General features: G+C 51.1%; 7 protein-coding genes and 2 pseudogenes. 2 read left to right on the top strand and 7 right to left on the bottom strand.

The window, feature by feature from the left end:
- Positions 1-264 precede the first annotated feature (264 nt).
- The 7 genes and pseudogenes from HDC30_RS28235 to tnpB all read right to left on the bottom strand — a co-directional run.
- Complete coding sequence (locus HDC30_RS28235) at positions 265-5,100, bottom strand: glycosyltransferase (RefSeq protein ID WP_183786088.1); 4,836 nt, start codon at positions 5,098-5,100, stop codon at positions 265-267.
- On the bottom strand, positions 5,097-6,488 hold the full coding sequence (locus HDC30_RS28230; RefSeq protein WP_183786086.1) for an ABC transporter ATP-binding protein: 1,392 nt from the start codon (positions 6,486-6,488) through the stop codon (positions 5,097-5,099). Before HDC30_RS28230 ends, HDC30_RS28235 begins: the two co-directional genes overlap by 4 nt.
- Positions 6,478-7,296: an ABC transporter permease gene (locus tag HDC30_RS28225; protein ID WP_183786084.1), complete on the bottom strand. Its 819-nt coding sequence runs from the start codon at positions 7,294-7,296 to the stop codon at positions 6,478-6,480. Before HDC30_RS28225 ends, HDC30_RS28230 begins: the two co-directional genes overlap by 11 nt.
- A gap of 121 nt (positions 7,297-7,417) precedes the next feature.
- A complete protein-coding gene (locus tag HDC30_RS29685) occupies positions 7,418-7,756 on the bottom strand; it encodes a hypothetical protein (RefSeq protein WP_183786082.1) in 339 nt (112 codons plus the stop codon).
- 4 nt (positions 7,757-7,760) lie between these two features.
- Positions 7,761-8,735 (bottom strand): glycosyltransferase family 2 protein, encoded by a 975-nt coding sequence (locus HDC30_RS28215; protein WP_183786080.1) that lies wholly within the window; start codon positions 8,733-8,735, stop codon positions 7,761-7,763.
- 1,307 nt (positions 8,736-10,042) lie between these two features.
- A pseudogene (gene tnpC, locus HDC30_RS28210) lies at positions 10,043-11,496 on the bottom strand (IS66 family transposase).
- A gap of 68 nt (positions 11,497-11,564) precedes the next feature.
- Positions 11,565-11,726, bottom strand: a pseudogene (gene tnpB / locus HDC30_RS29680) (IS66 family insertion sequence element accessory protein TnpB); the annotation flags it as partial.
- 629 nt (positions 11,727-12,355) lie between these two features.
- Here tnpB and HDC30_RS28200 point away from each other — a divergent pair.
- Positions 12,356-12,694, top strand: a complete 339-nt coding sequence (locus HDC30_RS28200; RefSeq protein WP_183786078.1) for an acyltransferase — start codon at positions 12,356-12,358, stop codon at positions 12,692-12,694.
- Positions 12,666-13,457 (top strand): acyltransferase, encoded by a 792-nt coding sequence (locus HDC30_RS28195; RefSeq protein WP_183786076.1) that lies wholly within the window; start codon positions 12,666-12,668, stop codon positions 13,455-13,457. The genes HDC30_RS28200 and HDC30_RS28195 overlap by 29 nt, the downstream gene beginning before the upstream one ends.
- The last annotated feature ends 628 nt before the right edge of the window (positions 13,458-14,085 follow it).

The raw sequence follows: 14,085 nt of genomic DNA, 5'->3' as shown, positions 1-14,085 counted from the left end.
TGCCGACGCAACGGGCGAGTGAGATCGACCAACTGCTGCCGCATCAGTGGGTATCTGTCTGACTTACGCAACGTGAGTTGGGCAGACGCTTACGACGGACTTTCCATCACGTCATATAAATATCGATGCGGCAAGGCCTAAGTTTTTTGATTACAGATACTTGATGGGGTTTACGCATTAAACGCAAGTCGCTTGCTTGCTCCCCCTGCCAAGCTTTATGAAAGCTGACAAGGGGAGTAACGGTTGCCCTAATGCAGGGGAGGGTCAGGCTTGTATCGTATTGAAGGCTGACTTCAAGCGCGAATAAGTTTGAGCGCCAGCGTGGCTGTCCAGCAGCTCTTTCTGTCGATTCCTTAGCGTTGGAAGATACTGGAGGTGTTGATCTCGGCGACTGGAAAGAATGCTTTCATTATTAGGCATCCTGAACTCGGAAGTGGCTTTGTCCAAGAACACGAAGTCGTGTTCGGACGTATATCTCAGCCATAAATCCCAATCCTCCAAGCAGTCCAATTCCTCGGAGAACCCGCCGTGTTTTAGGAAGAGATCCTTCTTGATCAGAAGAGACTGGATAGCTATGTAGTTGTAATTCCACAATGCCTCTATCGAAAAGCGAGCCCGACCAAAAAGTGACTTTTTACCCTCTACGTATTTGAGTGGCGAAAGGCTGATTACCTCGGTCGGAATTTCCCATGAGCTCGAATACGCAGCTGCTGCTTCTGGATGGGCATGCAGCTGTCCAACTAGGGACTCGACGTGATCAGGGAGCAGAAGGTCGTCGTCATCCAGGAAGCCGAAGAGCTCACCCTGTGCTAACTCCAAGCCGCGATTCCCTGCAAAACAACGACCGCGTTTAGGCAGCGCCTCGTAGGTTACGGTTACGCCAGTTGGCAGTTGCAGCTCGTCAACGACTTTGCGTGCATTGTCCGTTCCGTCTTCGACTATCACTAGTTGGAGTGGACGATAGCTTTGCCGCAGTACAGAGTCGATCGACTCTTTCAGGAACTCTTGGCGCTCACCGTGAGTGCGAGTAATTATGCTAACCAAGGGTTTGGCGGAAATACGCGAGCTTTCGGATTCCCAAGGGCGAATGGCTCTGGGTGGGAAGGCGAGCGAAAAGTCTTCGGTTTCCAGCGACAGGTTAGGGTTATAGGCCGAGTCGTATTGAATGTAGGGCTTCCAGCGCTCGGAGAAGTAGTCTTCTTCGCTCTGAAACGCCATGAATCCTCGGGTTTTCGATTCGTGGTGGTAGAGTTCCGCATAAGGGGTATAGAGGTTTCTGAAACCTTTCTCGTGAATACGGAGGCAAAGGTCAACGTCGTTGAAGGTAATGGTGAAGTTCTCTTCATCGAAGCCGCCGATGGAATCGTAAACATCCTTTCTGAGCACAAGGCAAGCTGCGGTCACTGCGGTCAAGTTCTGGATGAGAACGCCCCGCGCCCAATAGCCAAGCCAGTGACGGGGGGCATATCGGTACATGTGTCCGGCGCGTCCCTTGTAGCCGAGCAGTACACCAGCATGTTGGACAGAACCATCGGGGTAAAATAGGCGAGCACCTACCGCGCCGATTTCCGGGCGAACGGCATGGCTGACCATTTCACGCAACCAATCGCTGTTGATCATTTCAAGATCGTTGTTCAGCAGCGCGAGCACACTGCCATTTGCTTCTTTGACAGCGATGTTGTTGATTCTTGAATAGTTGAACGGTTGATCGAAGTCAATAATCCGGACGCGTTTGTCGCGCAGAAGCTCCTTGAAGTATTCCTGCGTCTCAGGCTTCTCACTCTGATTGTTGACAATGATGACTTCGAAATTCGTGTAATCGGTTTTGTTAAATATCCCATCCATGCACTGCTGCAGGATATCCACGCCATCCTTGGTCGGAATGACGATGGTAACCAGTGGCTCGACTGGCAGTGGATAAATCACTCGGTGAATGGACAGGTGTGGATATTCCGAAGTGACCTCGGCATCGATATCCATCCGCTGCAGGTGTTCTGCAAGCGCTTGGCGTGAGCGGGTTGCCGCATAATTCTTCGCTCCTGCGTCAATGGCGAGGGAGCCCGGAACGGCCCGCCAGTGGTAGAGAACATGAGGAATATGGGCGATGCTCTCTACTGGTAGCCGTTCGGTAAATCGAAGGACAAAGTCATAATCCTGACTGCCATCGAACGCAGTACGCCAGCCGCCGAGATTACGTGCAAGGCTGGCGCGGAAGACTGCCAGATGATCGACAAAGTTTTGTGATCTGAGCAGATCAGGGTTGAAGTCAGGTTTGAAATAGGGATCGTAGCGACGACCACTGATATCGACCTTGTCCTGATCGCTATACAGGAAGTCCAGCGTTGGATTCTTGTTAAGTTCCTCGGCGAACATGTAAAGAGCGTGCTCGGGGATTAGATCGTCATGGTCGAACATGGCGATGAAGTCGCCAGTAGCGATTTCTAAGGCGCTGTTGGAAGCTTTGGAAATATGCCCATTTTCCCGACGCAGAACCAGACGAATTCGATTGTCTTCGGCTGCGTGCTTCTTAAGTAATTCTCGCACCGCTTCATTTTTCGATGCGTCGTCGGCTATGCACAGTTCCCAGTGTGGGTACAGTTGGTCGCGCACGGAGCGGATAGCTTCGTCCAGAAACTCCAGCGGCGGATCATAGACTGGCATGATCAGCGAGAATTTTGGCGCCCAGGAAAACGTGTTAATTCTCGAACGAATCTTGCTTCGACCTTGGTCATCGAGCGTGTCGTAGCGTCTGATCCACTCGTTGTAATCGAGCTTGATCTCCCCCATTTCTTCACTGTTGCTGCTCGGCACGAGAAGGGAGCGGCCTTCGAGCATTCGCAGTCGCCACTTGATGCCTTCGAGGCCTTCCTTCCTGAGAATGGCAAGCGCCAGTCGTATAGTGTTCCAGTTTCCCTTTCTCTCCATGATATTGGGCGCCAGGCGGAGCAAATGACGGCTGCGTTTGATCTGATGACTAACGAACCTCAGCGGCGCGGTTACTTTCCAGCTAGTGGAAGAGCGCAGATGAGCGATTTCATAGTTGAGTACCTCAAACTGGTGTCTGCTATCTTCAAGCTCTCTGGAAAGGAGGCGTTCGCGTTCGCTCCCTGCTTCAATGATTTGAGCCTGTTCATTGTTCCACGCCTCAAGTTGAATGACGTGCTCGGCCAGTTTTAGTCTCGCGAGTTCGGCTTCTTTGAGCTGTTCAAGGGTCAGAAGCTGTTCGCTGGTCGATGCTTCGACCTGAAGGTTATTTATGAGTTGATCGTTCACGGTCTGTCTCAGCTGTGCAAGTTCTGCATCTTTGAGGATGGTTTCGGCGTGATACTGATCGATCAGTCGGTCACGCTCCGCCGTAGCATCGGCCAATTGCAAATTATGTTGTTGCACTTCCAGAACTGTCGTCTGGTTGTGCGGTTCGCTCGCCAGCCAATCCATGAAATAGCTTATCGAGGATGTGCCGGTAGCAGTTTCTTGAGTCTCGACCTCGAATGCGATCAGATCGGCCTCGGTTTGGGAATGCCACTCCAGTTGCAGTTTCTGGAAAATTGTCTGCAACAGGCTGCGCCACGTTGGAAACTGGTTGCTGGCAGGCGTGCCAAAGTAACTGACCATACCGGACATGGACAGCATCGAACGGAAGACTAGTTGGCTGAAGTAAATTTCGGTGTTAGAGCGCCATTCCTGGTCAATAACTTGAGCGCGCCCATCAAAGGAAACGACAAGGTTCTGCGGAATGATGTCAAGGAATTCACCGGGCAGTAGAATGTCGCCTTCGTCGGAGAGTGACTCAACGTTCTTTCCTCGCTCTGCAAGGATCTCAATGAGCGCCGAACGGTAGTCTTTCAAGAACTCGACTATGTGGTCAATATTCCAGCCATCGCGGGTGACCGTTCGAACGAACTGCCAAGACATGACTGTTCCGTGGCAGTAATCCGTTTCGTGTTCAGGCAGGAAATGCGTCACCTTTGCACCGTCGGCCTTGCCGGCTTCGCCCAGTCTGCGGTATTGGACGCTAATCGAGCCGTCTGGACGGGCACGGAATAACGTTTCCTTGCAGAACTCTGGCTTGCGATCAGTGCTGAAATGATAAGCCAGGACATCACTAGCAGGCATGTCACAGAGGCCATTCTCTGCAATCAACAGGAATGAATTGGACAGTGGTATGGCTAGATCATTGTCAAAAAGTACCGGCCAGGCGAGTTCTTGGCGGAAGTTGATATGAGGGGGGAATTGTGGATCCTTACGCACGCTCTGCCAGGCGAAGGCAGAGGAATCGAAGTCAGCTGTTTCAATACCTCGTTCGGAGAGAATCGATATCGGAAACTTGTAGTCTGGTAGTGGTAGGAGCGTACTGACGTTAGCGTAACCGCCCTCCTTCAACAGCCGTTGAAGTGCGGCGTGACCAAACGTTTGAGCTTGGGCCCCACGGTAGAGGTTTTCGACGCCATACATTGACACGCCGACATGGTCTTCTGGCGAGCCAGCCAGATACTTCAGACCCAACTGGTTCTCGATAGCAATCACCAGCCTGCCGCCAGGCTTGAGCAGTTCTCTCACTCGTCGCAACATGGTGACCGCTGGAGCTTCACCGGGAGTGAACAAATTGGCGTACTCAAGCACACCGATCAGCGTAATTATGTCGAATCGCTCATCCGTATCGAACTCCGCGAAACGGTCGGCTACCACCAATACATTATCGAGATCTCGGGTGCGAGAGCGAGCAATTGTCGCGCGTCTCAGCGATCCCTCCAATGCGACCACCTGGGCGCCTGCTTCTCCCAGGTAGCGTGTAATTGCGCCGCAGCCCGCGCCTATTTCCAATACTCGTGCGCCGCTTAGCTCTGTTTGCAATGGGCGAAGGATGTTCGCTCGGGTTCCGGACAGATGGTAAAGACTGGGCCAGTCAGTGCAATACCGGCGCAACTCAAGCGACAGCACGGAGATATCCGCGGCGTTGGCTATTACTTGGCTCAGGCGAGTTTCGACTTCATCGCCGTCGTTGTACGCGATACTGGAAAATTCCGGGCGCGACCAGATCTGACTCGATACATCGAATTCGTATCCGTGGTTCTGTAATGTTGTTTTGTTATTACTCATTGGCTTGCCGATAATTTGAGATCGAGGTTGACCAGCCCGAAGAAATCTTCGTCAGGGCGTACTTGAATATGAATGGAGTCGTATCGACGATCGTGAGGAACTATTTCCTCGCTCTGGCGTGAGGCGACGCCAAGGGAGATGAAATAGTCTCCGGATCCAAGGCGACAGTTGAACCGCGCTCCTACACGTACGGCAGTGCCGGCTTGGCCGGACGTCTTGAATTCTTCGAAGTCCAGCGTTTCGGAATTGGCACCGAAGACCGTAACACCTTCCTTGGTCTTGATCGTAATTCCTAAGATTGGGCGGAAGACCTCGTGAACAAAACTGACCGAAATAACCAGAACAATTTCCTGTCCAACAGTGTAACTCGTTGGATAAGCCTCGCCTTCGGCGGCTATGTAATAGTCTAGAATGCGCGCGGCACCATCGCCCCAACGATACTCGTGGGGATTGTAGCCTGGCCGTTTGCTGTAAGCGTCCTCACTGACATTCAATGAGCAGTAATCGGGGCTAGTGTAGTCGGTGACCTTTTCCTTTTCTTGGGGGGAGGTCAGCGCCTTGGTTTCAGCTGGTTTGCTTTGCCGTTCCTTTCCGAATAGCAGATCCAGGTAGCGGTTCGAGATACGCCGCGGATCGCCTTGTTCGACCACTTGGCCGTTGTTCAGCAATACTGCGTGAGTGCAGTGGGTAACGATCTGTTCGGTGGAGTGAGTGACAAGCAGGATGCTTGTGCCGTTCTCCTTCAGCTGCCGCAGCCGCTCGAAGCACTTAGCCTGGAACTTGGCGTCGCCGACGGCCAACGCCTCATCTACGATAAGAATGTCTGGCTCGATCTGCGCCTGCACTGCAAAGGCGAGGCGTACGATCATGCCGCTAGAGTATGTCTTCACCGGTTGCTCGATAAAATCACCGATATCGGCGAACGACACGATGTCGTCATAGCGAGCGTCGATCTCTGCTTTTTTCAGACCGAGAACAGACGCATTCATGTAGACGTTTTCGCGTCCAGTGAACTCCGGATTGAAGCCCGCGCCAAGCTCCAGAAGTGCGGCTATGCGGCCGTGGGTCTGGATGCTGCCGCTGCTGGGATTCAGCGTTCCGCAAATCATCTGCAGCAACGTCGACTTGCCGCTACCGTTGCGTCCGATAATTCCGACTGCCTGGCCTTTGCGTATTTCGAATGATACGTCGCGCAGTGCCCAGAATTCACGGAAGTACTGCTTGTTTTCCAATCGGGCGGAGCGTCTCAAGGTAGGCAGGATAAATTGCTTCAACCTGTCTCGCGGTTGCTCATAAATGTGGTAGCACTTGGAGAGATTGCTGACCTTGATCGCAATATCCGAGCCATCCTTCTTTGATTCAGTGGATTGCTTAACTTCAGAGGACATCGGCAAAGCCCTTGCGCGTTTTCTGGAACCAGGCGAACCCAAGCCAGCAGATGATCAGAGATAACAGACTTAGCATCCCGAGTTGATGCCAATCGGGCATTTCACCGAGATACATGATCTTCCTTGCGCCTTCAATCGTTGGCGTTAGAGGGTTCGCCTGCAGGATGCCTCGGTAGGCTTCGGGTAATGCGCTAACTGGGTAAAAGATCGGCGATATGAACATCATTACTGAAATGATCACTCCGACAATCTGAGCAACATCACGCAGGAATACCCCCAGCGAGGCCAGTAGCCAGGTGAGGCCGAGTGTAATAAGCAGCAGGGGCAACATGACAAAAGGCAGCAGCAGTGTTGTCAGATGGAGTTTTCCTGTCAGGAAGAGGCAGGCAGCCAGCCAGACCAGCAAGCTGATAAAGAAATGAAACAGCGCTGCGCCGAGCGTTATCCAAGGCAGTACTTCCAGAGGGAATACCACTTTTTTGACGTAGTTCACGTTGCCCAGGATGAGGTTGGGCGCGCGACTGATGCATTCCGAAAATAGATTGAAAAATATCAAACCCGCAAAAAGCATCAACGCAAACTGCTCTTTCGACTCCCCCTCAGTGCTCCAGCGTGCCTTGAAGACTTCGCTGAAGACGAACGTATAGATCACCAGCATCAGGATCGGGTTGAACAAAGACCACAGCAAGCCAAGCGACGAGCCGCGATATCGTCCGGCGATATCGCGCCGAATCATTGTCCAGATTAACCCTTTGTGCCGGCAGGCACTTTTCATTATTTCGATGGGTGAGATGGAAAAATTCTGCATCAGGCGAACACCTCTGCTTCGCCTGAGGGTAGTCCAACCAGATCCTCGGCGGATAGCTGCGTGTCACTGGAGAGTTTCGGTTCGATTAGTGCAGCATCGGGAATTGCAAGAAAGGTAGCATTCATTGGTAAACGGTCTCGACTCGCGGCGTTTCTGGTATTGGCCAAAGCCATTTTTGGTCAGCGGAAGTCGTGAGGGCGTATAACTGCTCGGCGCTGATCCACTGCTGACGGAAAGTGATTTCTTCTGGGCAGGTCAATTTAAGCCTTTTGCGGTTTGCCTGCGCTGCGATCAATTGACTAGACGTCAAGGCGTCACCTTCGAGGCCTGTCAGATTTTGCAAGTTCCCAGCATCGGTAAGCTTCTCGACGCTGGCAGCGGTTTCATCACAGGCGCCTAGCTCGTCGAGTATCAGGTTCTCGCCGATAAAGACAGCACTGCCGGTTACAAAAATGGTCATGGGTTCATAGTCTTTGAAGGATCGCTGCGGCCAAAAGGCCTAGCGTGTCGGCAAGCGTCTGCCGATGAACGCCAGATTGGTGAATCAGGCGGAGTCTGTTTAGCAAGCTGGCTTTTCGACATTGCTCGAAGAGTTCCAGTGTTCTGAGGTTTTCCTGGGTGAGATGCATCTTGAAAGGTGAAATGGCCTTCAGGTTCGCATCGTTCCACTCGCGAAAGGTTCCGTGCAGCATTCTTCTGAAGCGCAGCAGGCGGTTTCGTTCGGAGTTTGAACCAATGATATTTTTTCCGTGCTGGCGATAATGGACTGTCGGCTCTTTATTGTATGCAACAGCACCGCCACAGCCTGACACAAGGATGTAGGCCCACCAATCATGAGAAATGATTGGTGTGTCGATCAGGGTCTGCTTGAGTAAATCCCGTGCAGCCTCATTGAGCAGCATCGTGTTCCCGCCACCGATACTTTGCACAAGGGCGTTTTTGAAGCATGGAGGTTTTCCGAAGAGGGGAGAGGCGCCAATGGAGGTTCCCTGAGCATCAATCAGCGAGGTGCTTGAGCAATAGAGCAGAGGACGCTCGACCGGTAATTTCTCCATCCAGCGGACACCGGCTTCGAGTCGCTGGGGCACCCAGATATCATCCTGATCGCAGAAGGCGAAATAGGTGGCCTGGATTTCCTCGCGTCTTAACATACTCAGGAAATTCGCGGCGAAGCCGTGCTGTGGTCCTTTGAGAATATACATTCGATCGACGCCGATACGTTCGCGATACGACTGCAGGATGTTGAGTGTTGCGTCGCTCGATCCATCGTCGGAAGCATAGATTGACCAGTTCGTATGGGTTTGCTGAATGAGCGAGTCAAGTTGCTCGGAGAGAAAGTCTTCTCCGTTGTACGTTGAAAGCAGGATAGCGACATGCTTGTCGCTTTGCGCTGACGCTATCAGTCTTCCTTGGGTTTGCTCTGAGAGCTTGGAAATCAAAACACCACCACTAGCCTATCAATTCTAGTCATACCGCGAAGCATGGGAGCACCTAGGGCAGGTATTCCCAAGCTTGAGAGGCCACGTTGGTACTCATCAGCGCATTCTATCCACTTGATTAGACATCCACAACATCAGGGCTCCGAGGTTGGGCTTCGACATTGCAATGGATTGCGGCTTTGTTTCAGGCTGCGGTGTGTAGGGCCGGTTTTAAAGGTAAATGTAGGAAGGGCTACACGTGGGAACGGGCTGGGCTAATCGGGCAGGTTGGGGATATTCGAATGATGAACTCCGCTCCGAGCTATCCCTGCGCGGGGATTTCGATTACCAAAAATTGCATAACTCTCTGCAGTCGAATTATTGATCGCCACTGCCACTGCCACTCCCACTGCCGTTTTATTTAAGGGGTGGCGACCGTAATTTCACCGTAAAACAGGTATTTAAACTCACCACTTGATTGCCGATGCGGTGGCCCTTATTCCTTTTCTGAGCCAGCACCTCACGATGCGCCCCGACGCAAAAAGCGAGAGGTCTATTTTTGTTCAAGATGTGCTGAGTTCCAGAAGTTCCTCGATATCCTTTCTGCTTTGTTTGAGCTGGATATTAAGGTTGCGATAGTGCACGCGGTGCATTTCGTATTTCCTAACAAGTTTTGAAGTGGGGTGTCGGTCGTAATGCTTTGCCCTTTTCTTCGCCTTACGCATCTGGAGTCAAGCGGTTTTAACGTGTGATGCAAGCGTTCTAGACGACTTTGAAATTTCGATTTTTCGCCTGCGTCGATACCTGTTTTACTCAAACAGGTGTATCCGTAAAAAAGTTCTGCGGGGCACCTCTGTGTACCGGCAGCCAGAAGGTAGAAAAGGCGATCAGAATACCGGCTCCAATAAAACCTGACACATTGGATGCCGTCCAAGCAGCCTCTCTTTTTTTCTATTGCCATATAGGTCTGCGCCTAAAAAGCAAAGACCCATGAAGCCAGTGAAGGGCTCCAAACCCGTAAGCGCGTACAGGACTTCATGCCAAGCAAATCAATAGCGACAGGAATAATCGGAGAGGTCAAAAAACCATATGGCTATACTGCTCGTATTTGATTTTTTGTAGAGTTTATGTATATCTTGCTCAGGGGTGGAGTGAATATTGTCAGTCTCAGGATTACGTACATATACCAAGGATTAGTAGTGAATGGGCCTTTGAATATAGAAAGAGCTGAATTTAGTATTGATTGTCCGGAGTTATTTCTCACTTCTGAGGCAAATAGGCGATAAGCGCTCCACAAGCCCCACCGTCCTTAAATGGAGGGGGGGCGCTCAGCTGGACGATGCGGGCGAGCGGTTCCAAGGCAGCAAGGCTTCGTAGTCTCAACCGATGTCGCCGTTGGCAGGTGTTCCAATGCGTGGCGCAGCCACGCACATAGGGTTCTTGGTCGTTGGCTTTGGCAGTCTCGACCTGGCTGTAAAATTGAGCATTGGCCGTCGCGCCCTTGGGCGTGTCGCTAACAATCACTTCTTTCTTCCGATCACGAAGAGCCGGATCGCGTGCTCAGCGTCGTTGTTGTCGAGCGGCAGGTAGCCTTCCTCGACGAATCGCTCCAGCTTGCTCCAGTTACTTGTGAGGTAACTGATGGCTTTTTCCAGGGCGTTCTGAGCGGTGACCTGTGACTGCCTCTTTCGATCCTGCTTTCAACTGAGCCGGTATCGACAAGTTTTGTTCGTGACGACCGATCTTACGTTCAGCGTCGCCGCAAGCCTAGGTCGCGTTCGATACTGTAAAGCTTGTTGATCAGATTCAGCGCGTTATCTGCGCGCCCCGTTTTACCTTTTGGTTGCACTTTCTGCGCTTCAACGAATTTGCGACGAACATGGGCCCAGCCTTCTATACGCTCAACTCCTGATTGGGCACCCGGCGCGTTGTAACCGGCATAATCATCGGTCATGACGTAGCCACGATAGCCATCGAGCAGGCGCTTAAGCAGCTCCTGTGCTCGGCTGGTGGAGTGGTCAGAAAGTATTAGCGGCTTATCCGGTGGGCCGCTGGTGTGCACCAACATCCACGACTGACTGCTTGGCTCGCGGTCAGGTTCTTTCAACACCTGTGCCCGGGTTTCATCGCAGTGGATGGCGCGACCGGCCAAAAGGCTATCGCGCATTAAATTTAGCAGTGGCAGCAAGTGCTCACCGCGCTGGGTAACCCAGCGTGCCAGCGTCTGGCTAGGGATATCGATGCCGTGGCCGCCCAGTACTTTTTCAAATCTATGAAGCGGCAAGCCGTCCATATATTTGGTGGGCAGCAACATCGCCAGAACGTTCGGACTGGCCATGCTTTTTCAATCAACTGAGCAGGCGTGTCCGCCGTGACCGGCGCGGTCTCGCAGTCGTGGCAACTGAAGACTTTACGAACATGTTTGATCACCCGGATCTGCATCGACACGATTTCAAGTTGCTCGCTGATTTCTCGCCAATGGTATGTTTGGGGCAGCTGCAGACGCAGGTCAATTCATGCTCGGGCAGTTCATGGATACTTCGATGCGCGACAGATCGGTAGGTAGTGGCTTGCGCCTGCCTCGGCGTTTGGCGGGAGTGACGACCTCTTCTTCAACGTTCTCGTGCGCCAGATCAACCTTGTGTTCCACTTCATTGAACAGCGCCATCTGCGGAGTCTCCGGGTCGATCGCCTGCTCCGATTTTCGATCAAGCAACCGCTGTCTTAGCAGTGCATCTTGTTCTTCGAGCACGCCCATCTTGGATTGCATCTTTGCAGGCATCTGCTTAAGCAGTTCAGGATCATCAGGAGGGTTGTCGGGCACGAATTCATGCCATGGATTATATCGAATCAGGCTACGAATCGCGGCGTAAAAGCCTGGTGGGGATGGTTACGCCAGAGGTCGAAACCATCGAGTAGCCAATTGAGTTCTTGCACGGTCAGGACAATAGCCTCGTCAGTGACATCGGGCGATGTTTTGAAACGTTCAGACTCCAGACGTTTGAGCCGAGGGCAAAAGCCGTTAAGCTCTCAGTACAAGATCATCACGCGGTTACGGGTTTATTGAGCAAAACAAAAAGCACTAGGTCGATACTGCAAGCTTGATATCCAACTCGACCAGCGCGGCTAGGCCATCGATGGATTTCGGAAGTCGACAGGCTTGGGGTAGAGATAGACTTTTTCGACTTTGGCGTCAGGTCGCATCATGGCGGTTGCTCCAGAAAGAAATTGGGAGCAAAAACATCCGACACGAGCTAAGCACTTTGAGTATGGGGTCTATGGAGTCCTTACGACAGAGCGATCGATGACTGCGCTTCTGGCAGCCTTGAGTTTCATCTTCTTCGGGGGTGGGAAGCCAGGGCGGACCCGATAGAGGGGGATGATTGTCCGTCCACCGTACTGGGCCATGAGCAGGGAATAGGTTATTATCTATGCCTCCAAGTCGTTGGCGGTTGGTTTACGTTTGCCGGGTCGAACATTCCAAGACGGCGATACGGATCTTTGAAAGCGTGCACTATCCCTTTAGAGTGGTCATGCATTCACCGGAATTCAAAAGCATCAACTTCTTTGCTTTAGCGTAATACAGGCAAGGTTGAGGCCAATGTTTTATCAATTTTATGTGTCTGGTTACGTGAGTTAAAATGAAAACAATAGAAGCTGCGCTTGATTCAAAATACAATAATATTGACTTGATAAGAATTTTAGCTGCGATATTGGTTCTTATAGCTCATAGCTGGCCGCTGACGGGCTCAGAGGTGGATCCCGTCGCATTTTTAACCGGTGGACTGATAGGAGGCGGGAGTCTCGCCGTATGTGTTTTTTTTGTTTTAAGCGGGTTGCTTGTTACAAAGTCTGCACTCGAAAGATCGGCGGAGGAATATGTAGTTTCTAGGTTGCTTAGAATTATACCTGCTCTACTGTTGGTTTCTTTGTTTGATGTGGTTGTAATAGGTGTTTTTTTTTACAACTCTTGGGTTTAAGGAGTACGTTACTAGCCCAATAACTTTTGATCATCTCCTTAATTTCATGGTCTTCCCGATACAATATAATCTCCCGGGTGTCTTTGAGGGTGGAACCTATCCCCATGTAAACGGTTCTCTCTGGACTTTACCTATAGAGTGCTCTCTTTATATATTTCTTCCGATATTGGTCATGTTTCGACTATTAACTAAGAGAATGGCGGCGCTGTCCCTTCTAGTCTTCATTTCGATCTCCATATACAGCTCGCTATACCTAAATATTTCGGACGCGAATCGTGGAGCCTTCATTTTCAAAGCGGTTCAGACCTGGTCTCTGTTGCATTATGGTCTTTTCTTCTTTATTGGTTCATTTTCTTATATTTACAGAAAGGAAATTCCACTCTCGGGGGCGCTGGCGATTCTCTTGGCTATCGCGATGTATATTGCTAAAGGTACTACTAGTCAAGCTGCGGTTCTATATTTGACGGTGTCTTATATTACGATATTTATCGCTATCGGAATTCCCCAGGTTTTTAGTTTGAAGAAAATTGGGGATCTCTCATATGGAACATATATTTTTGCTTGGCCTGTTCAGAAGGCAGTGATTACGGCTTTTACCTTAACTAACCCAGTTGCAGTGGTAATTTTCGCGTTGCCTCTGACGCTTGTGCTTGCTTACGGTAGTTGGAAATATGTTGAACGGCCTATGTTGAATTTAAAGCGTAAATTTGTGTCAAGATCAAGTGGCGCAGTGGGTTCTGATGCGCCACCTGCTAGTTTTTGAGGCCGTGTTTCTTCATCATGCGCTTGAAGTCTGACTTGAATTCCCCTGCGACTTCAATAGTGAACTTCTCGATGACCGTTGCTCGATCCGTTCGCCCCCTCTGTCATCGGATCGCTGTTATTGCGCATATTTCCTGATCGGGCCGGATCTGATCGGATCGTTGGCGATAGCGCAGTAAAAAAACGGCTGGTCACGGCCAGTTCTGCCGTTGTTTCCTTCGAAACGCGTCAGCTTTTAGCGTTTGAGTGACTTCACAGGCGATGCATACGGCGACCTGACACCAACTCCCTATTGAATTGATGTTGCTGCCAAGCGTCTAAATTTCCTTTCGAGTGATAGTTCAAAGCACAATGCGGATGTTGATCGTTGTGGTGTTCAAAGGCGATTGCCAAGTTGCGAAAGGCCGTTTCTCACCCCAAGCTGGGCATGTACATCAAGTATTTACGCTTGATCGTGTTCACGAAGCGCTCAGACCATTGATACGCGCCGGCTGAATCAAACTTATGATCGCTGCCGCCCGTTAATCGCTGCGTAGCGACCCGGCGAACAGCAGTTCCAGCTTTCAGGTGATCAACGCCTGATCCGGTTTTTGATTGGATTATTGTCGAAAGGTGAGCTTTTGTTGTCC

The sequence above is a fragment of the Pseudomonas sp. JAI115 genome, from assembly GCF_014200835.1.
Lineage (GTDB): Bacteria > Pseudomonadota > Gammaproteobacteria > Pseudomonadales > Pseudomonadaceae > Aquipseudomonas > Aquipseudomonas putida_A.
Note: the sequence above shows the minus strand (reverse complement) of the source record. Positions and strands in the feature narration are given on the sequence as shown.